We start from the raw sequence: 24,138 nt of genomic DNA, 5'->3' as shown, positions 1-24,138 counted from the left end.
CATAATAAAAATGAGGAAGTGAGCAATGCGTAAAAACCTGTTAGCTGTTCTTGCCATATCATCCCTGGCGTTCAGTTCGGCGGTGTTTTCTGCCGATCTTGAAGACAATATGGACACGCTTAACGACAATCTGAAGGTGGTGGAAAAAACGGATAACGCGACCGAACTGAAAGACGCGTTAAGCAAAATGCGCGCCGCTGCGCTGGATGCGCAAAAAGGCACGCCGCCTAAGCTGGAAGATAAAGCCCCGGATAGCCCGGAGATGAAGGATTTTCGCCACGGTTTAGATACGCTGGTCGGTCAGATTGACGGCGCATTAAAACTGGCGAATGAAGGAAAAATCAAAGAGGCGCAAGCGGCGGCGGAAGCGTTTAAAACCACCCGCAACGCGTACCATAAGAAGTATCGTTAATAACGTATGTAGGCCGGATAAGACGCATCGCGTCGCCATCCGGCATTTCCCCTGGGCCATAAGTAATCCCTATTCCCGTCACACTTTTTCACATTCGGCGATCGCGCGAATGTGCTTTTTCTCATCGGTTTTTCCGCCTTTCCTTGCGACGTATGTCACAGTTTTTCAGCGATAAATCGCCAAATCCCCCTTTTCTGTGGAACAGATCACTGTCGCCACTCGCCTTTCCACTTCGAAGTGGAAAACAACTCGCTACAAACTTTTAACCCCTGCCGTTAGTTTTAACCCAGAGCCATTAACGGGGTAAGACGAGTGAATAACGGAGCAGTAATGAACGACATGGGGGAGCAGGTGACGGAGATCGGTGAACTGGCCGACCGCATGCTGGCGCAGGTGTATGCCTTACTCAGCGAACATCACATCATTCCCAACGCCGTACAGGAACAAATGCTGACGTCTCATGTTCGCGCCATGGCGCACCGGTCAGTGACCGGCGAGCCTTTGCCGGAAGTGGATGCCAGTTTATTTGATGAAATTTCAGCCGAATCAATGGCGCTTGCCCGCGACATCGTGGCGGCGTTTGGCAACCTTCCAGAGGAAGAAGCCTGGCTGCTGTCAGTACATTTCGAAGTCGCGAAAGACAACCTTTAAGGAGCAAAAAATGGAACAGATTACAGTCGTAATTGGCGATCGTCTGGGTAAGGGCCAGAAAGTGGCGGCAGGTGTGGAAAAAGCCGGTGGTCGTGCGGTGGTGGTGCCGGGCGTGGCGGCGGATATGAAGCTGGGCGACGTGATGAAAGCGGAAAACGCCACCTTTGGCATCTCTTTTTGCGGTAGCGGCGGCGCGGGCGCCATCACGGCGCAAAACAAGTATGGCTACAAAGCCAAATACGGGATGCGCTCTGTGGATGAAGGCGTCACGGCTATCAACGAAGGCTGCAACGTGCTGGGGTTCGGCTTTATGGATAAAGAAGAACTTGGCGAGCGTCTGGTTCAGGCGTGGCAGAAGAAATACGGCGCTTAAGTATGAAAGAACAATTCACCACTACGGTGAGAGTCACCGGTAAAGGCGAAGCCAAAGCGCGCGCCTTTGCCGATGCCCTGAACCACGTTCAGGGCGCGGTGATGAAAGCATCGCCGCATATTTTATTGCGTATTGAGCCACAGGATGTGCAGGTTGTTCAAGCGCGTGAAACGGTGCGCAAAGAAGCGTTTTTATTTGTCTTTTTGCGCCGGGAAAGACGCACCTACAGCGTGGAGCTGGAAGTGACCGTCAACGTGACTGCCATCAATCTCGACAAGGTGGACTTCGTCGCGCAACGCTGATTCTTTATTAAAAGGCATAAATATGTTCCTGATAATATTAATAAAATCGCTCATCATTGGTGGCCTGGTCGGCGTCGGTGTGGGCGCCGGGGCTGCACGCATGTTTCATGCGCCGACTACACAGGGTATGGGCGCGTTTCGTACATTGGGGGAACTGAACTCCTGTGAAGGAGACCCGGCTTCTCACTTCTCCTTCGGTCTGGGCTTCTTCTTCAACGCCTGGGCTTCATCCGTTGCGGCGGGTTCATTCACGCAGGATGTCGATCACCGCATCATCCCGAACTGGGGCGCGGCAGCGCTGATGATCAAAAACCGCAATGTCGGCGAGACGCTGCACGATCCGAAGAAAATGGCGATTGCCTGCGGCATCATCGGCATGATCGTCGTGACCTTCCTCAACCTTACCGCCTCTTCCGTACCGGAAGCGTTGCAGGTCACCGCCGTTAAGGTATTGGTGCCTGCGGCTAACCTGCTGGTGAATACCGTGATGCCGGTTATCTTCTGGCTGGCGGCGATCGACGCCGGGAAAAAATCAGGCTTCTGGGCCACCGTGTTTGGCGGCGCGGCGCAGCTGATCATGGGTAACGCCGTTCCGGGTCTGGTGCTGGGTATTCTGATCGGCAAAGGCGTTGAAGAGAGCGGCTGGAACCACGTCACCAAAGTGATGATGGTCGCCATTGTGGCGCTGTTTGTCCTGAGCGGCTTCTTCCGCGGCTTCGATATGAAGATGATCGAATCCTTCAATATGACCGTGCCGAACTGGCTCGAACTGATCCACGGCTCGCTCAGCGGCAAATAACGGAGGCCATCATAATGGAACAGAATAAAGGTTTTTGGTATGCCGACTGGTCGTTCCCGATCTTTGTAGGCTTGCTCTCATCCGGCGTTTTTGCCGGGACGCATATGTACTACCTGTACGGTATCGGCGCGTTTAACGAAGTGGCCTTTGTGGCAATGCTGAAAGCGGGGATGGACACCGGCGTTTACGGCGCGGTGGCCGCGTTTGGCGCAAGCTTCTTGTTTGCCCGCATTATCGAAGGGTCGCTGGTGGGGATTCTGGACATCGGCGGGGCGATCCAGACCGGCGTCGGTCTTGGGGTTCCGGCGCTGCTGCTGGGCGCAGGGATCGTTTTCCCGGTCGCTAACTTTGTCGCCTCGTTAATCACCGGTCTGGTGATTGGTCTGGCAATTGGCTACGTCATCATTCTGGCGCGTAAGTTCACCATCAATCAGAGCGACTCCACCTACGGGGCGGACGTGATGATGGGGGCGGGTAATGCGTCAGGCCGCTTCCTGGGGCCGCTGATCATCCTCAGCGCGATGACCGCCTCGATTCCAATCGGCGTGGGTTCTTTGCTGGGGGCGTTGCTGTTCTATCTCTGGCAGAAGCCGATCACCGGCGGCGCGATCCTCGGCGCCATGATTTTAGGTTCGATCTTCCCGATTGCCATTAGCTAACTGTTGATTTGTAGGCCGGATAAGGCGGTTACGCCGCCATCCGGCAAAGGAGAGAGCGATGTATGATTTACTCCTGCGCCGTGCGCGTCTGGTTGACGATACGGTGAGCGATATCGCCCTGAAGGACGGCAAAATTGCCGCGCTGGGCAATATCCAGCAACCGGCGGCGAAAACCGTCGATCTGCGCGGCGAGTATTACGTTAGCGCAGGGTGGATTGATTCCCACGTCCACTGCTATCCGAAATCCCCGATTTATCACGATGAGCCGGACAGCGTCGGTATTGCGACAGGCGTCACCACCGTTGTTGATGCGGGCAGTACCGGCGCAGACGACATTGATGATTTCTACATGCTGACCCGTGAAGCGGCCACTGAAGTTTATGCGTTGCTGAATATCTCCCGCGTAGGGCTGATCGCACAAAACGAACTGGCGAATATGGCCAATGTCGATGCGGACGCCGTGAAACAGGCGGTGAAGCGCCATCCGAATTTCATTGTGGGCCTGAAGGCGCGAATGAGCAGTAGCGTGGTGGGTGAAAACGGCATTACGCCGCTGGAATGCGCCAAAGCGATGCAGAAAGAGAACGGCGATCTGCCGTTGATGGTACACATCGGCAACAACCCGCCGGATCTGGATGAGATCGCTGAGCGTCTGACGGCGGGCGATATCATCACTCACTGCTATAACGGCAAACCTAATCGCATTCTGACGCCGGACGGCGAGCTGCGCGCGTCAATCACCCGGGCGCTACAGCGCGGTGTGCGCCTGGACGTTGGTCACGGCACTGCCAGCCTGAGCTTTGCTGTCGCGCAGCGCGCGATTAGCTTAGGCATTTTGCCGCACACCATCAGCTCGGATATCTACTGTCGTAACCGCATCAATGGCCCGGTTTATTCGCTTGCCAACGTGATGTCGAAATTCCTCGCCATCGGCATGACGCTGCCGCAGGTCATCGACTGTGTGACGGCAAATGCCGCTGATGGCCTGAACCTGAAAAGCAAGGGCCGCCTTGAGCCAGGTCTGGACGCCGACTTGACTCTCTTTACGCTCAGGCGTCAGCCAACCGTGCTGGTGGACGCTGAAAACGACAGCTTACAGGCTGAAAAATTGCTGGTGCCGCTTGCCGCCATCCGTGCGGGTAAGGGCTATGTAACCGAACAAGGGAGTGCTGAACGTGACTTCGATTTATGAAAAATACAATCTGAAACAAGTGATTAATACATCAGGGCGCATGACCGCGCTCGGTGTTTCCACCCCGCGCCCGGAAGTGGTGCAGGCGGCAATGGATGGCATGAACCAGTACTTTGAGATGAAAGATCTGGTCAATAAAACCGGGGAGTACATTGCAAAACTGCTGGATGTGGAAGGGGCGACGGTCGTCTCCTGCGCCTCGGCGGGGATTGCCCAGTCGGTAGCGGCGGTACTGGTTCAGGACAGCGACTGGCTGCTGGAAAACCTGCATGTTACCCCGATCGAGAATAACGAAATTGTATTGCCGAAAGGGCACAACGTTAACTTTGGCGCGCCGGTTGGCACGATGGTGGCGCTGGGCGGCGGTAAGCTGGTCGAAGCCGGTTATGCCAACGAATGTTCCGCAGCGCAGCTTGCGGCGGCGATCACCCCGCGCACGGCGGCGATCCTCTATATCAAATCTCACCACTGCGTGCAGAAAAGCATGCTCAGCGTAGAGCAGGCGGCGGTAGTCGCGCGCACGCACAATTTACCGTTGATTGTGGATGCGGCGGCAGAAGAGGATTTGCAGTGTTACTACCGCGTCGGCGCGGATCTGGTGATCTACAGCGGCGCGAAAGCGATTGAAGGGCCGACCAGCGGTCTGGTGATCGGTAAAACTCAGTACGTCGAGTGGGTGAAACGCCAGACGGCGGGCATTGGCCGCGCCATGAAAGTCGGCAAAGAGGGCATCCTCGGGCTGACCTGCGCCATCGAACTCTACCTGAACGCGCAGAAAGAGAGCGGCGCGGAGATGGTCGAAAAAATGACGCCGTTTACTGATGCGCTGAATGCGCTTAATGGCGTGAGCGCCCGCGTGGTGTGGGACAGCGCTGGACGCGATATCGCGCGAACGGAAATTAAATTCGATGAGGCCGTGACCGGCATTGCCACCGGCGATCTGGTGGAAGCCCTCAAACAGGGTGAGTACGCCATCTATTTCCGTGGCTACAAAGCTAACGAAGGCATTATTGAGGCGGATGTCCGCAGCGTAAATCAGGCGCAACTGGAGATTGTGGCACGCCGTATTCGCGACGTGATTAATCAGGAGAAAAAAGCATGAAACTGACCCCTAACTTTTACCGTGACCGCGTTTGTCTGAACGTTCTGGCGGGTTCCAAAGAGAACGCCCGTGAGATTTATGCGGCGGCGGAAGGCCATGTGCTGGTCGGCGTGCTCTCCAAAAATTACCCGGATGTCGACAGCGCGGTGGCGGATATGCGCGAATACGCGGCGCTTATCGACAATGCCCTCTCCGTTGGCCTGGGGGCTGGCGATCCGAACCAGTCGGCGATGGTGAGCGAAATCTCTCGTCAGGTGCAGCCGCAGCACGTTAATCAGGTCTTTACCGGCGTGGCGACCAGCCGCGCGCTGCTGGGGCAGAGTGAAACGGTCGTTAACGGTCTGGTCTCCCCGACGGGGACGCCGGGCAGGGTGAAAATTTCTACCGGCCCGCTGAGCAGCAAAACGCCGGACGGCATTGTTCCCGTTGAGACGGCGATTGCCCTGCTGAAAGACATGGGCGGCAGCTCGATTAAATACTTCCCGATGGGCGGCCTGAAATGCCGCGATGAGTACAAAGCGGTAGCGGAAGCCTGCGCCCGTCACGACTTCTGGCTGGAGCCGACTGGCGGTATCGATCTGGAAAACTTTGGCGAGATTTTGCAGATTGCGCTTGATGCCGGCGTCAGCAAAATCATTCCTCACATTTATAGTTCGATTATTGATAAGGTGAGTGGCAACACCCGTCCAGACGATGTGCGCCAGCTGTTGGCCATTACCCGGACGTGCGTAGGTTAATAGCAAGAGTGAGGTAAGTGACGTGCGATTCCCCAACCAACGTTTGGCACAGCTGTTTGATATGTTGCAAAACGAGACGCTGCCGCAGGATGAGCTGGCGCAGCGGTTGTCGGTTTCCACGCGCACCGTGCGGGCGGACATTACTGCGTTGAATGCGTTGCTGACGCAGTATGGCGCGCAGTTTGTTCTGAGCCGGGGCAACGGTTATCAGCTCCGAATTGACGATCCGGCCCGCTATCAAACCCTGCGGGAGCAGCAGCCGAGTACGCTGCGCATCCCGCGAACCAGCCAGGAACGGGTGCACTATCTGGTGGTTCGTTTCCTGACGTCCGCTTTCTCGCTCAAACTGGAAGATCTGGCGGATGAGTGGTTCGTCAGCCGCGCGACGCTGCAAAATGATATGGCGGAAGTTCGCGAGTGGCTGCGCCGCTATCATCTGACGCTGGAAACCCGCCCGCGCCACGGCATGAAATTGTTCGGCAGCGAAATGGCGATCCGCGCGTGTCTGACCGATCTTCTGTGGACGCTGGCGCAGCAGGACCCGGCGAACCCGTTGATTGTGGAAGAAGCGCTTAACGCGGGCGTACCGGAGCAATTGCAGCCGATTTTGCAGGAAATATTTACCCGTTTTCGTATCCGTCTGACAGATGAAGGCGAGCTGTTTTTACGCCTGTATTGCGCCGTCGCGGTACGGCGCATCAGCGAAGGGTATCCGCTGTCAGAATTTACCACGGAAGAGGTGGAGGACAACGTCTGCTTCGCGGCGCGGGATATTGCGGCGGTGCTGCAACACCTGGCGGATAAACCGCTGTCGGCGTCTGAAGAGAACTGGCTGAAGGTACACATTGCCGCACGGCAGGTGCAGGAGATTGCTCCCAGCGCCATCAATGCCGATGACGATGAAGCGCTGGTTAACTATATCCTCCGTTTTATCAACACGCAGTACAACTATAATCTGTTGAATGACAAACAGTTACACGCCGACCTGCTCACCCACATCAAAACGATGATCACGCGGGTGCGCTATCAGATAATGATCCCCAATCCGCTACTGGAAAACATTAAGCAGCACTACCCTATGGCGTGGGATATGACGCTGGCGGCCGTGTCGGGTTGGGGAAAATACACGCCATATACCATCAGCGAAAACGAGATTGGTTTTCTGGTATTGCATATCGGCGTTGGGCTGGAGCGTAGTTACAACATCGGTTACCAACGGCAGCCTAAAATCCTGCTGGTATGTGACGCGGGAAATGCGATGGTACGCATGATCGAAGCGGTGCTGGCGCGGAAATATCCGCAGATTGAGATCGTGAGAACCCTGACTCTGCGTGACTATGAGCAGCGGGACAGCATTGCCGAAGATTTTGTCATCTCTACCGCGCGCGTCAGCGAAAAAGATAAGCCGGTGGTCATGATTGCGCCATTCCCTACCGACTACCAGCTGGAGCAGATCGGCAAGCTGGTGCTGGTGGACAGAACCCGCCCGTGGATGCTGAACAAATACTTCGACGCCGCCCACTTTCGCATTATCGACGGTGCAATGGATCAGCAGACGCTGTTTAAGACATTGTGCGATCAGCTGCAAAGCGAGGGGTTTGTGGATGCGGAGTTTCTCGACTCGGTGGTTGAGCGTGAAGCCATTGTCAGCACAATGTTAGGCGACAGCATCGCCCTGCCGCACGCCCTGGGATTGCTGGCGAAGAAAACGGTGGTCTATACCGTGCTCGCGCCGCAGGGCATCGTCTGGGGAGATGAGACGGCGCATGTCATCTTTTTACTCGCCATCAGTAAAAGCGAGTACGAAGAAGCAATGGCGATCTACGATATTTTTGTCACTTTCCTGCGTGAGCGCGCCATGACGCGACTCTGCGCCAGCCAGAATTTTGCCGAGTTCAAAGCGGTAGCGATGGAGTGCGTGAGCCGTTTTTGAGAGGCGTTTTCCAGAAATGAATGTTAATGCAAATGTAATGCTATAACGCATTACATTTGTTTATCCTGAAGCAGAGAAACGGCGTTAAAGAGTGCGATCAACGTAAATGATGGACGACCTGGTTACTGCTGCCGCGCCAGATCAGCATCGGGTCTTTAAGATCCTGTACGAATTTACCGTCGACCAGCACGTTAATCAGATCCACAACCTGCATTTGCGCGGCGTTGAGTTCATCCAGCTTATAACCCGTCCATACCCAGATGTCTTTGCCGGGGCACTCTTCGCGAATGCGTCGCACCAGTTTCAGAATGTCCGGTACGTTTTGGGGATGCAGCGGATCGCCGCCAGACAGTGAAATCCCTTGGCGTTTAATCCGCGCGTCGTTCAGATCGTTAATGATCTGGTCTTCCATCTCTTTCGTAAACGGTTTACCCGAATTGAGCCGCCAGGTGCTTTTGTTGTAACACCCGGGGCATTCATGCACGCACCCGGAAACAAACAGAGTACAGCGCGTGCCGGGGCCGTTGACGATGTCGACGGGGTAGTACTGGTGAAAGTTCATTGTTTCCTCGTTGCATTTGGCGCTGTAGCGGCGTTGGCCGCTCTCACTTACCCAGGTCACTTACTTATGTAAGCTCCCTGGGATTCGTTCGTTTGCCGCCTTGCTACAACACCAACTGCTTAGAGGAAACTCATGAAATTGGAACTATAGCCAGCGGTTGTAGGCCGGATAAGGTGTTTACACCGCCATCCGGCATTTACGTATTGCAAACGGAGGATTAACCGATCTGCCCATTGCCTAAATGCTTAACGCGGCGCTTCACTTCTTCCTGCTTACCGGCGTTAAACGGACGCGCATCCGGGCTGCCTAAATAACCGCATACGCGGCGGGTGACTGAAACACGCGCGGCGTCGTGGTTACCGCATTTCGGGCAGGTAAACCCTTTGCTGGTGCACTCGAACTCGCCGGTAAAGCCGCACTCGTAACACTCATCGATTGGCGTGTTGGTTCCATAATACGGCACGTGCTGATAGCTGTAATCCCAGACGTCTTCCAGCGCTTTCAGGTTGTGCTGAATGTTCGGGTATTCGCCGTAGCAAATGAAGCCACCGCTCGCCAGCGGCGGATACGGCGCTTCGAAATCGATTTTATCGTACGGGTTCACCTTTTTCTCCACGTCGAGGTGGAAGCTGTTGGTGTAGTAGCCTTTATCGGTCACGCCCGGCACGACGCCAAACTCAGCGGTATCCAGACGGCAGAAGCGGTCGCACAGGTTCTCGCTCGGTGTGCTGTACAGGCTGAAGCCATAGCCGGTTTCGTCTTTCCACTGATCCACCGCCTGACGCAGGCGCTCGACAATGGCGATACCTTTAGCGCGCAGCGCTTCGCTGTCGTACAGATGTTTGTCGCCAAACAGCGCGTTGATGGTTTCGTGAATACCGATATAGCCCAGCGAAATTGACGCGCGGCCATTTTTAAAAATCTCGGAAACGTCATCGTCAGCTTTCAGGCGGACACCACAGGCGCCTTCCATATAAAGGATTGGCGCAACGCGGGCTTTCACGCCTTCCAGACGGGCGATACGGGTCATCAGCGCCTTACGCGCCAGCACCAGGCGATCGTCCAGTAGCTTCCAGAACGTTGCTTCATTGCCACCGGCTTCCAGCGCGATACGCGGCAGGTTGAGGCTGATGACGCCCAGGTTGTTGCGGCCATCGTGAACCTGTTCGCCGTTCTCATTTTCCCAGACGCCGAGGAAGCTGCGACAGCCCATTGGCGTTTTGAACGAGCCGGTCACTTTCACCACCTGATCGTAGTTCAGGATGTCTGGATACATGCGTTTGCTTGCGCACTCCAGCGCCAGCTGTTTGATGTCGTAGTTCGGATCGCCAAACTTGTGGTTCAGACCGTCGCGAATCGCAAACACCAGTTTCGGGAACACGGCGGTTTTACGGTTCTTACCCAGACCTGCGATACGGTTACGCAGGATGGATTGCTGAATCAGGCGCGATTCCCAACTGGTGCCGAGGCCAAAACCAAAGGTGACGAACGGCGTCTGCCCGTTGGCGGTGTGCAGCGTATTCACTTCGTATTCCAGAGACTGGAAAGCGTCGTAGCACTCTTTCTCGGTACGGGCGTGCGCGTAGCCGTCAGCGTCCGGGATCTGCCACTCTTCGGCGGTCTTACGGTGTTTATTGAAGCTGGCGGTAACAAACGGCGCCAGCACTTCATCAATACGGTTGATGGTGGTGCCGCCATAAATATGGCTGGCAACTTGTGCAATGATTTGCGCGGTTACGGCCGTGGCGGTGGAGATGGATTTCGGCGGCTCGATTTCCGCATTCCCCATCTTAAAGCCCTGCGTCAGCATGCCTTTCAGATCGATCAGCATACAGTTGAACATCGGGAAGAACGGAGAATAGTCGAGATCGTGATAGTGAATGTCGCCGCGCTCGTGCGCCTGCACCACATCACGCGGCAACAGATGCTGACGGGCGTAGTGTTTCGCCACGATACCGGCCAGCAGATCGCGCTGGGTCGGGATCACTTTACTGTCTTTGTTGGCGTTTTCGTTCAGCAGCGCGGAGTTGGTTTGCTCAACCAGACCACGAATTTCCTGGTTCAGACGGCCACGTTTTTCACGTTGAATATCACGGTCATGGCGGTATTCAATGTAAGCGCGAGCGAGTTGTTTGTACGGCCCGGACATCAGCTGGTTCTCAACGGCTGTCTGGATCTCGTTGATATCAACCTGGCTGCGCTCATTCATCTGGTTACTAACGACTTCTGCGACGGTGGCGCAGTAATCTGCGTCATCGACTCCCGCTGCTTTAGCTGCACGCAGAATGGCTTCCTTGATGCGCTCTGATTTAAACGGCACTTTACAGCCATCTCGTTTCATCACATGCGGTGTCATGATCACTCCATATTTATAAGAACAGGTTATCCACAGAGGCTGAGGAAGTCTGCGTGGGTTTATTCATCTCTCTATCCAACGACTTCCCGCAATCCCGACCCACGTTATCCACAACATCACCGTTATGGCGTCGTGTTGTGTTTGTAGCAATTGTAGTCGATTAATACAACATATTGGGTCGGGTTGCATTTTAAGTTCTATATGTAGTGATTTGCATCAAAGATGTTTACGATTTTATTGATTCAGAACAAAGTAAAAATTTAAGAGTACGAATGGCGGGCGCTTGCGCTTAATGTAAATTTTTGGACTTAAAAATTGCGTAAAAATTCAACAAAATTCGGGCGTTAAGCCAGGCGTTCGTCAAACCGGCGCGAAAAGAAACAACCGGTTTGACGCAGGAGGGGTTATTGCGCTGTTGCGTTCATCCAGTGAATACCCGCATTGATAAATGCAGCAACAGCGACGATCCCCAAAACCAGGGGGACAAGCCGGGTGTTTTTCACCGCAATGGCGGGGTCTGGCGAAACCGAAGGCGCATCTGGCGAGAGCAGCGCAAGCACCTCTTCGGCAGAGGAAGCGTTGATGAGTGATTCACGCACTTTATCGTCCACCAGAGACGAGGTTAGTCGGGTTAATAATTGCATATGCGTACTGCCTGCTTCTTCTGGGGGAATCGCCAGCAGAAACACCAGTTGAACCTCCTCGTCCCCCTCAAGACCCGGCCACATGACGGGCTGGCGAAACAGGGCGACGCTAAATGCGGCCTGGACAACCGAGCCGCATTTCCCATGTGGGACCGCCAGCGACTCTCCCAACGCCGTGGGCCCTTCGCTTTCACGGCGCAGGACGCTATCAATAAACATCGCCTTGTCGTTGATCAGGCCCTGCCTGAACAGGGCGGCGGACATCTCCCCGATCACCGCTTCAGGAGTGCGGTGCGGCGGATCGATAAAAATCAGTTCAGAATGCGTAAGCGCGGACAACTCCATGTTATGCCTCCGGTTGCGTATCAGCGAGAATCCATACCGTTTGCCAGCCGGAAAGCTCGCAAGCGCCGTTGAATGCTGCGCCTGTCAGCAGATCTGTTCCTGTGACAGGCAGTGAAAGTGATTGTGGTATTCCTGTGACGTTCACGACGCAGTACAGCGTTTCGCCTTCTGTAGGATGCTGGCGAACGACGCCAAAGAGCGCGTCAGGCAATTCAGGAACGCGCTGCGAGGCGAACGGAGAAAATGCGGGATGCTGCTGACGTATACGCGCTAACTTCGCCAGAGACGCGTAGATTCGGGATTGTCTCGTTTCCGGCGAGAGCAACTGCTCATGGAGCGTGGCAGCGTCCAGTTTTTCCCGGTTAATGCGGCGATTTATGCCCGATTCGAGCAGCCCGGCGTTGTCATTTTCACTGCCGAAGAGGCTGTGATAATAGATCGCAGGCACGCCCCGCAGCATAAAGAGGATGGCGTGCGCGGCGGTGAATCTGGTGAGCTGGTCGTCGGGACTTTCCCCTGGCTCGCTCAATGCGCTCAGAAAGTTGATGTTAAGTTCATACGGCGACTGGCTGCCGTCAGGGTTGGTTTTCCATGAAATACGCCCCTGCTTGCGTTCTACCTCGCTTATCAGAAACTGCCGCTCTTCTGCGCAAAGGAGATTTTCCACGGGACGCAGCCCGATGCCGTCGTGGCTGGCGAGGAAATTAAAAAAGGTCGTCTTGTCGGGAAGCGCATCCTGTTCCAGACGTTGCGCCCACTGGCGTAACCAGCGTGCGTTACCGCGTAAAAAGGCATGGAGCGTCAGCGGAGGCAAGGGGAACTGATACACCATGTGAGCTTCATCGCCGTTGCCGAAGTAGCTGATATTTTCCTGATGCGGGACGTTGGTTTCCGTAATCAACAGGCAGTCAGGCCAGGTTGCATCCAGAATGGCGCGCCAGAGTTTAACGATCAGATGCGTCTGCGGCAGGTGAATACAGGTGCTGTTTCGCTCTTTCCACAAAAAACCGATTGCATCGAGTCTGATTGCGCGCGCGCCGCGCGTTGCGTATTCCAGCAGGATGTCGATACTTTCCAGTAACACGTCAGGTTCCCGGAAATTCAGATCGATCTGATCGGCGCTGAATGTCGTCCAGATATGTACGGTTTCCCCTGTTTTGCGCTTGAATGGCGTAAGCAGGGGAAGGGCGCGTGGACGCGTGACAAGATGGTAGTCATCGTCAGGGTCGGCGCTAATAAAGTAGTGCTGATAACGCGGTTCGCCGTGTAAATAGCCCTGGAACCAGCGGCTTTGCTGAGAGATATGGTTAATCACGAAATCAAACATCAGATTAAAATCGCCTGCCAGCGCTGCAATGTCTGACCACTGGCCTAACTCTGGCGCAATGTGGCGATAATCTTTAACGCTGAAGCCATCATCAGATGTCCACGGGAACATGGGCAACAGGTGAATGTCGCTGATGACGCCTTTAAGCCAGCGTGTCGAAAACTGATGCAGACAGGCAAGAGCGTTCGCGTCCCCGCTATGGATACTGTCGCCATAAGCAATCATCCACACCCGGCTCTGATCCAAAGGCGCGGTGATTTGCTCTCGTAGCTTCCAGCGTTGGCAGAGTTGCTCGATTTTCGCCGCCAGCGCGTACCGATCCGCATGGGGATAAAGCTGAGCTAACGTATTTTTGATGAAGGTATGATGGGCGTTCTGGCTCATACTTTTTCGTTACGCTCCTGATGAGTAAAAAGGAAATCACACGTACTGCAAGGCAAAATGGTGGTGCAATCTGCGACAGGTTCTTCCAGATAATTGATTTGCGGAATATTTCTTAGCGAAGGCGGGAGCGGCACCGGGTGCTCTCCGGCATTGAAAATGCGAATGATTGTTCCGTCTACCGTATGGGCATGGGGTATTGCGGAAAGCATCAGCGGTTCGGGAAGCGTCAGCAGGCTGAATGTTTCCGGCAGCGAGCGCGAAACAAAATTGAGCGTAAAACGCTCCAGGCGGTTGTCCAGCGTGTTCAACGTCTGATTTTGCCAGGTGAATGGCTGGCGCGTCACGCGGGTTTCAAGATGCCTTAACGTCACAGGGTCGGCCCGATCGGCAAGCGCCAGCGTCAGGCTGAAATGCAGCGGTTTAAGCAGCTGCGCGTCGGGCGTGTTGACGACGGTATTATTAATGCCGGAAGCGCGTCCGGGTCGCCAGTCAAGATCGTCACGTCCCAGGACTCCCGTTGATTTAAACAACGTCAACGCTATCTGCGCCGTCTCGTTCTGGCATATCTGAAACTCTTTCATGCCCAGGCTATTGATGATGAGCGAGCGGTTGTTTTCTTCAATGGCGATAATGCCCTCGCTGGTTTCAATATCGACCGGCTTTTCCCGATAGTGCTGACGCCAGTCGGCTGGCGCATCGGCAACAGGACGCCGGATGACGGCAAAGGGCTGAGAGGCGATGGATTCCGTGGTGCGAATATCGCTGTTGATGAGTAAGCGCAGGCGGTGATCGCAGACGGTGTTTTCCAGCGAAACGTCGATAAAAAGCTGAGCGTCATGCTGGCGAAGCTCGCAGACAAGGCGTACAGGGTAGGGCTGAACATCCTGCGCCGCTCGTGCCGCCAGCGAAGGGGGTAGCATCAGCGTGGCGCTTAGCGTCATCCGTTCAATGTGCGGGCCTTTCTCGCAGGCAATAAGCGTAAATGTGTGGCAGCGCTGCGGAACATCGCCCTCCAGCGGCGAAAAGTCATAGCTATCGCCCGCATCCGCACAGTCTTCAAAGGCCAGCAGGTCGGATATTACCCGGCCGTTGCGCTTATCATGGAGCGACAGCGAACCGGCATGCAGCACCAGCCGGTAATCGTTGTTTTCAATGGCGCTTTCAGCGCAGTTGCGCATTGCAGGCGCGATGCGTGACGATTCCTGCACCTGAATGTGGGTATAACCCAGCGGCGGTAACGCTGGCGCGTCAATAGCGACCTGCCAGCGGTAATAAGGCGGAAGTTCGACCTCTTTTTCGCCCTGCACAGTAACCTGAACCGTGCGCCCGCCGGAGACCTGCGTGCGTTCGAGAACGCTGAACGGAAGAGGACGCGCATGATGGCTGAGTTCAATACCGGCCGTACGGCTATATAATGTGGCTTTGATAATGCCTGACCAGGCGGTGGCGCTGGGGTTGATGACGAAAAGATCGCCCTCTTCACAACTGGCGGTCGCCAGTTCTTTTACGACCAGATTCCACAGGCTATGGCTAAGCTGTTCCGTTTGCTCAAGGCGATGGAGAATATCGCGATTGGTGGCATCGCTGTTACACCCGCCGATGGAATCATGCGCATGATTACGCAGAAGGTTTTTCCATATCTGGTCCACCCATTGCACGTTGACTTCAATGCCCTGATAACGCGCCAGCGCAATGGTGGGTTCGAGCTTGCCTAACAGGAACTGTTCAACGTCATAATTCTTCTTTTTGATGTCGTAACGTACTGAACCGATTGTTTTATGAATGCGGGTATAGCGGGGAGATTTTAATTCCCCTTGCCAGCGATCATATCCCGATGCCTGTTGTCGAAGGTGGTCAATGTACGCTTCCAGAGAGGAGATCTGAAAACGATCGCCTTCAGGGGAACATGCGCTGGCGATACGCAGTATCTCCGGCAGATGGGGATCAATATTGACCTGGTCGCCGCCGCAGGGCAGGAGCAGATCGTTCAGGCCGGAGCGTTGGCGGATGTGGTTGACGATTGGGAATATTTTGTCGTGCAGATGCGCGTCGTCTGCACGAATATTTTTTGCCGCGCCATAGCCGAAGGGCATGGCGCAAGCGATAACCTGCGCACCGGACGGCGCTTGCCAGATGAACTGACTCTTTTCGACCTGCGTATCATGGTTGATGCCCCGCCAGAAAACGATGTTATCAAGGTTACACCCGCGAAGCAGGGTCGGGAGCTGGCTGTTATGGCCGAACGTATCGGGTAAATAGCCAACCATCATGGCATGGCCCAGTTTACGCGCGGAAAGTATCCCGTATTTCAGGTTGCGAATGATGGATTCGCCATGAACATTATACGTATCCGTCTGGGTGTACCACGGGCCGATAAAAAGCCGTCTGTCGGCGACCAGCTGTTTCAGCCGTTCGCAGTATTGAGGATTGACGGCCAGGAAATCTTCCACGACAGCGGTTTGGCCGTCGAAGTGGTAACAGGTATACGCAGGGTTCTGTTCCAGGGTTCGGATCACATCCGCAAAATTCCAGGACGCGAGAATATTGCTATCCTGCAAGGTGAAATACCATTCCTGATCCCAGTGCGTATGGGCGATGACGTGAATGTTGCTCATTTCTACTTCCTGAATTATTTGGCGATCTTAGGGCTGGCGAAGAGCACGCCCAGCGCGCATACAAGAGAACCGGCAAACACGCTGATCAGATACCCTGTGACATTTGTCGCCAGCGGCCATCCCCAGATGGCAGGCAACGGCAGCGATTGCTTCACGCCGAGTGCGATAGCAATAAGCGCGCCGGACATCGCGCCGACCATAAAGACCGGAATCAGGCGTGGATTTTTCAGGATGAAAGGAATGGCGCCTTCTGAAATACCAATGAATCCCAGCAGTAAAGACGTACCGCCGACGGTTTTTTCTTCGCTGCTAAACACGTTGGGCAGGCCAAAACGGTTATTCAGCAACGCCGCCAGGCCGACGCCGATAGATGGAATGACGATCGCCAGCTCTCTGGCGGTTAAATCGAAGGTTTCGCTGACGCCGTTAAGCCCCAGCGCCACCGAACCAGCGGCTTTATTGATGGGGCCGCCGAGGTCGAAGGCCGTCCCTGCGGCGATCATCATGGCGTAAAAACCGCGACCGGTGTCGCCAGCGGAGGTGAAAAACTCGACCATCGCCTGGTTGATTGCGCCAAAGAAGGGGTTGATCAGGTACTGCATAACGATGACGAGCGTAATGCCGGTACACAGCGGCACGATAAGCATCGTTTTAATGGTGGTAAGTTGGGCGCGAACGTTAATGGTATTGTTGAGCCACTGCACCAGATGACCGACAAAAAAGCCGATGGCGATGGCGCCGAAGAAGCCTGAGGGCATAAAACCGTCGAGATCAAAAAAGCGTTTATAGACCTCGTCGGACATAATGCCGCCGATAAGTCCGGGGATCAGCGCAGGTTTACCGGCAATAGAGAACGCGAGGTACATGGCAAAAACCGGGTACATGAACTTGATCACCATAAAGCCCAGTTTATCCAGCACCTCGAACGGCGTACCGGCAATTGGAATAAACTGCCCGGTTATTTTGGCGACCGCCATCAGTAATCCACCGAGGACGACGACCGGGAGCATATAGCTGATCGCCGCCATAATATGGCCGATGAAGGTCTGCCAGACGGAGCGAGCTTCTTCCTGTTCTTCACACGCGGCCGTTACGGTTTTATCCATAGCCAGCGCCTGACGCAGGTAACGATCGGTATTTTTGATCAGTTCCTGAGTGCGTATTTTGAGATGAGGAACGTTATCGAATCGTTCAGCGTCCTGGATGGGAACATCGATTGCCAGAATGACGGCATCTGCGCTGGCAATATCTTGCCGGGAAAGCTTGTTTTTGACGCCATCGCTTCCTTGTGTTTCCACTTTGACGATGACGTTATTTTCTTCTCCCCACGCTGCAATTTTGTTGGCAGCCATAAAGGTATGAGCGATGCCGGTCGGGCATGCCGTTATCGCGACGACTTTTTGCCTTGTCATTGTAAAACCCCTAACAATAGAATTGCAGAAATTATAAAGAGAAATAAAAAAGGCAATAAAAGGTTTGATGGTACTAATTGCGTATCACCATACCTGTTGAATAGAGTGTGATTCGCATTCCAGTGTTATAAATACGATATTGATAGAATATATTATATTCGTAGGTTAAGGGTGGGTTTTATGAATTCCTTTCAGGGTAGTGAAAGATTAATATTTGAGTATATTCAGTGTCATGCTCATGAAATATCGGGTATTTCAGCTAAGGTGATTGCGAGCGAAACATTCACCACTACAACATCCGTTAATCGGGTGTGTAAAAAAATGGGATACCGGAGCTATACCGAGCTACGGTATCAGTTTTCTCGCGACAGGTTAATAGCCGAACCCGTAAGATATGTTGTTGGTGATGAAAAAGAAGAGACCATTACACAACTGTGCAACATACTGGTTAATTCCAGCCATATCTTCTTATATGCGCGCGGCGCGTCATTGACCAGCCTGAATTATTTGTCGCGTTTTTTGTCGCTGGCGAGCTTACCGCACCTCATTCTCAATGATGTTCATCAGCTGACGCGTGTCTCTAAAGGTACGCTGGTGTTGATCAGCAAATCGGGTGAAACGGCGTCGTTAGTCGAAATGGCGCGAAACGCGTTACGTAAGGGATTAAAAATCATTGCGATTACAAAACGAGAATCCACGTTAGCGACGATTTCAACATTATGCTGGCCTCTGGATATTGATATTGACGCAATCTCGTTATATCAACGAGAAGGCCAGCTGGAACTGCTGACGGTAGTAGACCGCATCGGATGTTATCTGCTGCAATACGATGCGGCATAGCGCGTTAAAGCTGTTTTACGATACCAAGACGTACGGCGTAATCATTTTCATGATGACCGTCGTCATTGATATAGGTTTTATCAAGAGAGACCAGCTCGACGTACGGCGTCCAGCCATCGTCCAGTTTGTAGTTGAACGCGAGGGTATGTTCCCAGTAAGTATCGTCGCCCGTCCCCTGATCAACGCCATCCTGATAGCGGAAACGGGGGTTATAAGACATGCCAAAGTTACCAATATTGTAGGCAAACCATATATCGAACTGATGAGATTCACGACGTGTATAACCGCTGCCGTCTAACTCTCTGTCGCTGTGCGCATCGTTCACCGTGTTGTAACGATAACGGGCGGAAAGGTTAAGGCCATTATCGAAGGATTTCCAGCCCTGAATAAAAGGGCGATAATGGGTATTACTGGACGTAAATACGGTGACCATCCCCGGTGCGACCGAGTAACCGTCACCTAAATCAAAGCGCCAGCGAGTTTCTATTTCCTGGGCCGCTTCGGTCACGCCTTTATCATCGGAACTGTAGCGATCGGTATCGCCAAAAAACGTATCGTTATGGTTTTGCGCAGCTTCAACGGAGAAATAAAAACCATTGTCGGCCTGGTGCATGACTTTAATTCTGGAATCATTAGCTTCTGAATTGGTATTATGACCAAAACGCAAATCAACAGAGGTATTACCGCACCATCCCTGGCTGCTAATGAGTAAAGCTGAAAGTAAACTTAACTTAATAAGAGGTTTATTCATGATATCCTGCCGGTTATATGATAAGTGTCAGTGGCAGGTCTATTTTTGTTTTATTCTTTAGCGCGTGTAAATTTTATGATGGTACATTCTAAGTATCACTATACGCGGCATTTTTTTACGTTGTCAGAAAGACGGAGAAAATATCTGTGGGCTGAATAATCCGGGATACAGACAGGTCTGTCCGTATCCCGTTGTGATTACTTTTGCAACCACCAGACGGCCTCAAACGGGCGTAACGTCATGGCGGCAGGGCGGGTGGCAACCTCGTCGTAGTTGTGCATCAGCGCCTGCCAGTTTCCTTCGTGATGCTCTGGCAACCAGGCCTGACAGGCGTTGCTCAGGTTGGCGACCACCAGTAGCCGCTGCCCCTGCCATTCGCGGCGATAGCACCATACATGCGGGCTGTCCGGCAGCAGATCCTGATAATTCCCCCAGGTTAAGACCGGCTCTGTTTTGCGCAAGGCAATCAGTCTTTGATAGGTGTAGAACACCGAGTCTTCATCATTTAGCGCCGCCGCCACGTTGATGTCCGCATAGTTATCGCAGAGGTTGATCCACGGCTCGCCTTGCGTAAACCCTGCATTCGCGCTGCTATCCCACTGCATGGGCGTGCGGCTGTTATCGCGGGATTTGCTGGCAAGAATAGCCAGTAAATCATTGGCTTCCCGGCCCTGGGCGCGCAGCCCGGCAAACATGTTGTGGCTTTCCACGTCACGGTAATCGGTGATGTGGGAGAAATGCGGGTTCGTCATGCCAATTTCTTCGCCCTGGTAGATATAGGGCGTACCCTGCATACCGTGCAGCACCATCGCCAGCATCTTCGCCGCCGGAACCCGCAGTTCGCCTTCGTCGCCAAAGCGCGACACGATACGCGGCTGATCGTGGTTACACCAGAACAGGGCATTCCAGGCAACGTTATGCATCCCCTGCTGCCAGTGGCGAAACAGTGCTTTTAGCGCCACGTAATCCGGCTTTGCCAGCGTCCATTTCTCGCCGCCGGGATAATCGACTTTCAGATGATGGAAGTTAAAGGTCATCGACAGTTCGCTGCCATCGAGAGCGGCATACCGCTGACAGTTTTCCAGGGTGGTGGATGACATTTCGCCCACCGTCATCAGGTTACGCGGAGTAAAAACGTCACGGTTCATCTCGTGCAAGAACTCATGCGCGCGCGGCCCGTCGGTGTAAAAGCGGCGACCATCGCCGTCCAGATCGTTCGGGAAACGCTGATCTTTGGAGATGAGGTTCACGACATCCAGGCGCAGCCCGTCCACGCCGCGATCGGCCCAGAATTCACACACTTTTTTCAGCTCAGCGCGTACCGCCGGATTTTCCCAGTTCAGGTCGGCCTGTTCCGGGGCGAAAAGGTGCAGGTAATACTGTTCGCTCTGGGCATGCCAGCGCCAGGCGCTACCGCCAAATTTGGAGCGCCAGTTATTGGGCGGCGCATCCGGCGTACCGTCGCGCCAGATATAAAACTCCCGGTGCGGACTCTCTTTATTCAGCGCGTTATGGAACCAGGCATGCTGCGTGGAGGTGTGGTTAAACACCATATCCAGAATAATGCGGATGCCGCGCGCTTTGGCCTGCGCCGCCAGTTCGTCAAAATCATCCAGCGTGCCGTAGGCCGGGTCGATGGCGGTGTAGTTCGCGACGTCGTAGCCGTTATCAATCTGCGGTGAAACATAGAATGGCGTCAGCCAGATAGCATCCACCCCCAGTTTTTGCAGGTAATCAAGACGCTGCGTAACGCCGCGTAAATCGCCGGTTCCGCTGCCGGTCGTGTCCTGAAAACTTTTGGGATAGATCTGGTAAATAACGCCGTTTTGCCACCAGTGGGGAAGGGTATTCATGCTTGTAACCTACATATGCGATGGGGCGCAACTGCGCCCCGAAGAAGAATCAGACAATCTGCAACGTGCCCTGACGGTATTTACGCTGATAGATAACGGAAGTCAGCACGATTGGGATGACGACCGCGATCGCCATCGCCATGCTAAACACCTGCCAGTAGCTCGGCTGGATAGAAAGGATGCCCGGCAAGCCGCCGACGCCGATCCCGTTCGCCATGACGCCGTTCAGGCCGCATAACAACCCGGCGAGGCCAGAGCCGATCATGGCGCACAGCATCGGGAAGCGGTATTTCAGGTTGATGCCGTACATCGCCGGTTCGGTCACGCCGAGGTAGGCGGAGATGGCGGCCGGAACGGAAATTTCGCGTTCGTTGTGCTTACGGCTGGAGATAATAATGCCCACCACAGCGGAAGCCTGGGCGATATTCGACAGCGCAATCAACGGCCATACCGGCGTACCGCCCATGCTCTGAATCATCTGCATATCGATAGCCAGCGTAGTCTGATGTACGCCGGTAATGACCAACGGGGCGTACAGGAAGCCGAACAGCGCCGCGCCGACAGGGGCGAAACTCCCGGTCATCAGATGGCGCACCGCAAAGGCCACGCCATCGCCAATCATGCGACCAAACGGGCCGATAAAGGCGTGTGCGAGAAAGACCGCGAGGATCAACGAGCATACCGGTACCACCACCAGATAGAGGTAATCCGGCACGATGCGCTTCATGCGCGTTTCAATAAAGCCGAGCGCCAGACCCGCCAGCAATGCCGGGATGACCTGCGCCTGATAGCCGACTTTCGCAATGCTGAACATGCCGAAGTCCCACACTTCAGGAGCCTGCTGGCCCAGCAGATAGGCGTTCATCAACTGCGGCGACACCAGCGTTACGCCGAGTACGATACCGAGGATCGGCGTGCCGCCCATTTTCTTCACCGCAGACCAGCAGATCCCGACCGGCAGGTAGAAGAAGATCGCTTCACCGATCAGCCACAGGAAGTCGTAGATCGTTTTCAGCGCGGGATGCATCTGCGCCAGCGTCTGGCCGTTGCTCATCGGCAGATCGCCGATCACGTTGCGAAAACCTAAGATCAGACCACCGCTGATCAGCGCAGGCAGCAGCGGGAAGAAGATCTCAGCGAAGTGGGAGATCAACTGCTCGTGCCATTTCATATTCTGCCGCGCGGCTTTTTTAGCCTGCTCTTTGTCGGCGTGCGCCTGACCGGTGGTCGCCAGCAGCGCGTTGTAGTAGTCGCCAACGTCAGTGCCAATCACCACCTGGAACTGCCCGGCGTTGGTGAAGCAGCCTTTAACCATCGGTAATTGTTCAATTTCTTTCGGTCTGGCATTTGCTGGCTGGTTCAGCACAAAGCGCAGGCGAGTAATGCAGTGGCTCACCGTGGCGATATTGTCTCGCCCGCCGACCAGTTCAATCAGCTGGTCTATATCAGCTTGTTTTACTTTGCTCATCATAAAGCCCCGTGGCAGATGAAATGTGTCCCTGTAAGCCGGATGATAAGACGCTTTAGCGTCGCCATCCGGCAGCTCTTACGTTGTTGGCGCAAGAGTATATCTTCGGTGAATATTAAAAAATGGGAACGTTCCCGAAACGCAGCGAAGATCACAAATTACCGTTCAGAAAAGAATCAGGAGAGGGTAGACGGAATGACGATCTGGCGGGGATCGCTGCGGCCGTTGATTTGCTCGATCAGCTGTAAGGCCGCTTGTTTCCCGGCTTCAGCGTAACCGGGATCAACCGTGATAATCTCCGGGTGGAGAAATTTCATCAGCGGCGTGTTCCCGACGCTCGCCAGTTGCAGAGAATCGATACGCTGTTCCTGCAAATATTTACTGGCACCCAGCGCTAGCGTATCGGTCGCGCAGACCAGCGCGCTGGTGTCTGGTGTAATGACATCCGCAGCGTGCTCATAGCCTTGTTTCATCGCCAGGCCAGGCAGAGCGGCGACAGGGTGCAGTTTATTTTTTTTGCAGAAACTCAGATAGGCTTCGTGACGGCGCTTACCGGTCGTGACGTCGCTGTGAGGCACGCCGAGAAAGCTGATCGCCCGATGTCCCTGGTCATACAGACGCTGCATTAAGGTATGGATAGCGCCTTCGTCGTCATAGCACACCGACGCAAAACCGCTGGCGTCCCTTGCCAGCAGCACCAGCGAGGCCTGCCAGGGCGCAAGCATCTCCTCGCAAATACCGGTAAAACCGAACAGCACCACGCCGTCAATATTACGCCGTCTGAGCATCCCCAGGTGTTCTTCTACCAGTTCTGGCGAGAACTGACTCTCCATCATGATGGGATCGTAACCCTGCTCGTAAAACGCGGGCAGCATGGTCTGGACGGCGAGGTTTTCTGACAGGGAATCCAGACGGGTAACAATAATGGCGACCACTTTATCACTTTGCCCGCGCATGGCGCGTGCGGAACGGGAAGGGGAAAAACCATGTTGATTCATTACGGCTTCCACACGTTCACGAGTCCGTTCACTTACCCCGCTTTCGTTGTTGAGCACGCGGGAAACGGTGGATTTCCCTACGCCGCTTAAGCGGGCAATGTCTTTAATGGTCAGCCGATTCTGCATCCTGTTTTCCCGTGGTGCGCATCAAGTTGTGTCAAAAAGAGTAACTTTACTCAAGCAAGGGGCAATGGGTAAAGTCTGGTTTATACGCTTCATCCTTCAAGCTAAATGTTTTTGTGTATACGTTTGGTTTAATTACACGGCGGTATCATACCGCCATAATTGCCACAAACCTTATGGTTTTCTGCGTATAATGCGCGGCGCCAATCATTCACTTACCGGAGGCTGCATGGATCCCGAACCCACCCCTCTCCCGCGATGGAGAAATAGCCCTTTCCGGTAAGCCTGTTTTTCACTGTC

Annotated in this window: 22 protein-coding genes; 12 read left to right on the top strand and 10 right to left on the bottom strand. The window is 54.2% G+C overall.

Features of this window, described 5'->3' with window-relative positions:
- Nucleotides 1-25: 25 nt before the first annotated feature.
- From cybC to OGV79_RS21025, 10 genes are all read left to right on the top strand, one after another.
- Nucleotides 26-412, top strand: coding sequence for a cytochrome b562 (cybC, locus tag OGV79_RS21070; RefSeq protein ID WP_115615198.1), 387 nt, complete (start codon nt 26-28; stop codon nt 410-412).
- A gap of 330 nt (nt 413-742) precedes the next feature.
- Nucleotides 743-1,063: a glycine dehydrogenase gene (locus OGV79_RS21065; RefSeq protein WP_012134369.1), complete on the top strand. Its 321-nt coding sequence runs from the start codon at nt 743-745 to the stop codon at nt 1,061-1,063.
- 10 nt (nt 1,064-1,073) lie between these two features.
- On the top strand, nt 1,074-1,436 hold the full coding sequence (locus tag OGV79_RS21060) for an SFCGS family glycine-rich protein (protein WP_012134368.1): 363 nt from the start codon (nt 1,074-1,076) through the stop codon (nt 1,434-1,436).
- A gap of 2 nt (nt 1,437-1,438) precedes the next feature.
- On the top strand, nt 1,439-1,738 hold the full coding sequence (locus OGV79_RS21055) for a DUF4312 family protein (RefSeq protein ID WP_012134367.1): 300 nt from the start codon (nt 1,439-1,441) through the stop codon (nt 1,736-1,738).
- A 22-nt stretch (nt 1,739-1,760) separates the two neighbouring features.
- Nucleotides 1,761-2,537: a DUF4311 domain-containing protein gene (locus tag OGV79_RS21050; RefSeq protein ID WP_012134366.1), complete on the top strand. Its 777-nt coding sequence runs from the start codon at nt 1,761-1,763 to the stop codon at nt 2,535-2,537.
- A 14-nt stretch (nt 2,538-2,551) separates the two neighbouring features.
- Entirely contained in the window at nt 2,552-3,196 is a 645-nt protein-coding gene (locus OGV79_RS21045; RefSeq protein ID WP_012134365.1) for a DUF4310 family protein, read from the top strand.
- 58 nt (nt 3,197-3,254) lie between these two features.
- On the top strand, nt 3,255-4,388 hold the full coding sequence (locus OGV79_RS21040; RefSeq protein WP_286468900.1) for an amidohydrolase/deacetylase family metallohydrolase: 1,134 nt from the start codon (nt 3,255-3,257) through the stop codon (nt 4,386-4,388).
- Nucleotides 4,372-5,490, top strand: coding sequence for a DgaE family pyridoxal phosphate-dependent ammonia lyase (locus tag OGV79_RS21035; RefSeq protein WP_286468899.1), 1,119 nt, complete (start codon nt 4,372-4,374; stop codon nt 5,488-5,490). The genes OGV79_RS21040 and OGV79_RS21035 overlap by 17 nt, the downstream gene beginning before the upstream one ends.
- Nucleotides 5,487-6,227: a 2-dehydro-3-deoxy-phosphogluconate aldolase gene (gene dagF, locus OGV79_RS21030; protein WP_047459393.1), complete on the top strand. Its 741-nt coding sequence runs from the start codon at nt 5,487-5,489 to the stop codon at nt 6,225-6,227. Before OGV79_RS21035 ends, dagF begins: the two co-directional genes overlap by 4 nt.
- Before the next feature lie 22 nt (nt 6,228-6,249).
- A complete protein-coding gene (locus tag OGV79_RS21025; protein ID WP_049009908.1) occupies nt 6,250-8,160 on the top strand; it encodes a BglG family transcription antiterminator in 1,911 nt (636 codons plus the stop codon).
- A 97-nt stretch (nt 8,161-8,257) separates the two neighbouring features.
- Here OGV79_RS21025 and nrdG read toward each other — a convergent pair whose 3' ends face one another.
- The 6 genes from nrdG to OGV79_RS20995 form a co-directional block, all read right to left on the bottom strand.
- Entirely contained in the window at nt 8,258-8,722 is a 465-nt protein-coding gene (gene nrdG / locus OGV79_RS21020) for an anaerobic ribonucleoside-triphosphate reductase-activating protein (RefSeq protein ID WP_047459387.1), read from the bottom strand.
- A gap of 217 nt (nt 8,723-8,939) precedes the next feature.
- On the bottom strand, nt 8,940-11,078 hold the full coding sequence (gene nrdD, locus OGV79_RS21015; protein ID WP_047459384.1) for an anaerobic ribonucleoside-triphosphate reductase: 2,139 nt from the start codon (nt 11,076-11,078) through the stop codon (nt 8,940-8,942).
- Nucleotides 11,079-11,482: 404 nt separating this feature from the next.
- Nucleotides 11,483-12,067 (bottom strand): fructose PTS transporter subunit IIA, encoded by a 585-nt coding sequence (locus OGV79_RS21010; RefSeq protein WP_134769833.1) that lies wholly within the window; start codon nt 12,065-12,067, stop codon nt 11,483-11,485.
- Between the two features lies 1 nt (nt 12,068).
- Nucleotides 12,069-13,778, bottom strand: a complete 1,710-nt coding sequence (locus OGV79_RS21005; RefSeq protein WP_286468898.1) for a sugar phosphorylase — start codon at nt 13,776-13,778, stop codon at nt 12,069-12,071.
- The gene (locus OGV79_RS21000) at nt 13,775-16,393 is read right to left on the bottom strand and encodes a glycoside hydrolase family 38 N-terminal domain-containing protein (RefSeq protein WP_230012241.1); all 2,619 of its coding nucleotides are present in this window, start codon (nt 16,391-16,393) and stop codon (nt 13,775-13,777) included. Before OGV79_RS21000 ends, OGV79_RS21005 begins: the two co-directional genes overlap by 4 nt.
- A 14-nt stretch (nt 16,394-16,407) precedes the next feature.
- A complete protein-coding gene (locus OGV79_RS20995) occupies nt 16,408-17,805 on the bottom strand; it encodes a PTS fructose transporter subunit IIC (RefSeq protein WP_286468897.1) in 1,398 nt (465 codons plus the stop codon).
- A 180-nt stretch (nt 17,806-17,985) separates the two neighbouring features.
- Between OGV79_RS20995 and OGV79_RS20990 the strand changes: the two genes are divergently transcribed.
- A complete protein-coding gene (locus tag OGV79_RS20990; RefSeq protein WP_012134352.1) occupies nt 17,986-18,645 on the top strand; it encodes a MurR/RpiR family transcriptional regulator in 660 nt (219 codons plus the stop codon).
- 4 nt (nt 18,646-18,649) lie between these two features.
- Here the strand turns inward: OGV79_RS20990 and OGV79_RS20985 are convergent, their stop codons facing one another.
- From OGV79_RS20985 to treR, 4 genes are all read right to left on the bottom strand, one after another.
- Entirely contained in the window at nt 18,650-19,396 is a 747-nt protein-coding gene (locus OGV79_RS20985; RefSeq protein WP_047459367.1) for an oligogalacturonate-specific porin KdgM family protein, read from the bottom strand.
- Between the two features lie 197 nt (nt 19,397-19,593).
- Nucleotides 19,594-21,249 (bottom strand): alpha,alpha-phosphotrehalase, encoded by a 1,656-nt coding sequence (gene treC / locus OGV79_RS20980; RefSeq protein WP_012134350.1) that lies wholly within the window; start codon nt 21,247-21,249, stop codon nt 19,594-19,596.
- 49 nt (nt 21,250-21,298) lie between these two features.
- Nucleotides 21,299-22,717: a PTS trehalose transporter subunit IIBC gene (gene treB / locus OGV79_RS20975; RefSeq protein ID WP_024130770.1), complete on the bottom strand. Its 1,419-nt coding sequence runs from the start codon at nt 22,715-22,717 to the stop codon at nt 21,299-21,301.
- Between the two features lie 176 nt (nt 22,718-22,893).
- Nucleotides 22,894-23,841 (bottom strand): trehalose operon repressor TreR, encoded by a 948-nt coding sequence (gene treR / locus OGV79_RS20970; RefSeq protein ID WP_012134348.1) that lies wholly within the window; start codon nt 23,839-23,841, stop codon nt 22,894-22,896.
- On the opposite strand from treR, the gene mgtL reads away from it, so the two are divergent.
- Nucleotides 23,813-24,121, top strand: coding sequence for a mgtA regulatory leader peptide MgtL (mgtL, locus tag OGV79_RS21665; protein ID WP_353622144.1), 309 nt, complete (start codon nt 23,813-23,815; stop codon nt 24,119-24,121). The genes treR and mgtL overlap by 29 nt on opposite strands.
- Nucleotides 24,122-24,138 lie beyond the last annotated feature (17 nt).

Origin of the sequence: Citrobacter sp. CK185, assembly GCF_030333565.1 — a bacterium.
Taxonomy (GTDB): domain Bacteria; phylum Pseudomonadota; class Gammaproteobacteria; order Enterobacterales; family Enterobacteriaceae; genus Citrobacter_B; species Citrobacter_B koseri.
The sequence above is the reverse complement of the archived record's forward strand: the minus strand, read 5'-3'. Positions and strand labels throughout refer to the sequence as shown.

Coding starts and splice junctions, on each gene's coding strand:
- OGV79_RS21060 (WP_012134368.1), top strand. CDS start 1,074: ATGGAACAGATTACAGTCGTAATTGGCGATCGTCTGGGTAAGGGCCAG.
- OGV79_RS21050 (WP_012134366.1), top strand. CDS start 1,761: ATGTTCCTGATAATATTAATAAAATCGCTCATCATTGGTGGCCTGGTC.
- nrdG (WP_047459387.1), bottom strand. CDS start 8,722: ATGAACTTTCACCAGTACTACCCCGTCGACATCGTCAACGGCCCCGGC.
- dagF (WP_047459393.1), top strand. CDS start 5,487: ATGAAACTGACCCCTAACTTTTACCGTGACCGCGTTTGTCTGAACGTT.
- OGV79_RS20995 (WP_286468897.1), bottom strand. CDS start 17,805: ATGACAAGGCAAAAAGTCGTCGCGATAACGGCATGCCCGACCGGCATC.
- OGV79_RS21040 (WP_286468900.1), top strand. CDS start 3,255: ATGTATGATTTACTCCTGCGCCGTGCGCGTCTGGTTGACGATACGGTG.
- OGV79_RS21010 (WP_134769833.1), bottom strand. CDS start 12,067: ATGGAGTTGTCCGCGCTTACGCATTCTGAACTGATTTTTATCGATCCG.
- nrdD (WP_047459384.1), bottom strand. CDS start 11,078: ATGACACCGCATGTGATGAAACGAGATGGCTGTAAAGTGCCGTTTAAA.
- OGV79_RS21045 (WP_012134365.1), top strand. CDS start 2,552: ATGGAACAGAATAAAGGTTTTTGGTATGCCGACTGGTCGTTCCCGATC.
- OGV79_RS20985 (WP_047459367.1), bottom strand. CDS start 19,396: ATGAATAAACCTCTTATTAAGTTAAGTTTACTTTCAGCTTTACTCATT.
- OGV79_RS21005 (WP_286468898.1), bottom strand. CDS start 13,778: ATGAGCCAGAACGCCCATCATACCTTCATCAAAAATACGTTAGCTCAG.
- OGV79_RS21055 (WP_012134367.1), top strand. CDS start 1,439: ATGAAAGAACAATTCACCACTACGGTGAGAGTCACCGGTAAAGGCGAA.
- treB (WP_024130770.1), bottom strand. CDS start 22,717: ATGAGCAAAGTAAAACAAGCTGATATAGACCAGCTGATTGAACTGGTC.
- cybC (WP_115615198.1), top strand. CDS start 26: ATGCGTAAAAACCTGTTAGCTGTTCTTGCCATATCATCCCTGGCGTTC.
- OGV79_RS21000 (WP_230012241.1), bottom strand. CDS start 16,393: ATGAGCAACATTCACGTCATCGCCCATACGCACTGGGATCAGGAATGG.
- treC (WP_012134350.1), bottom strand. CDS start 21,249: ATGAATACCCTTCCCCACTGGTGGCAAAACGGCGTTATTTACCAGATC.
- OGV79_RS21065 (WP_012134369.1), top strand. CDS start 743: ATGAACGACATGGGGGAGCAGGTGACGGAGATCGGTGAACTGGCCGAC.
- mgtL (WP_353622144.1), top strand. CDS start 23,813: ATGTCTTTAATGGTCAGCCGATTCTGCATCCTGTTTTCCCGTGGTGCG.
- treR (WP_012134348.1), bottom strand. CDS start 23,841: ATGCAGAATCGGCTGACCATTAAAGACATTGCCCGCTTAAGCGGCGTA.
- OGV79_RS20990 (WP_012134352.1), top strand. CDS start 17,986: ATGAATTCCTTTCAGGGTAGTGAAAGATTAATATTTGAGTATATTCAG.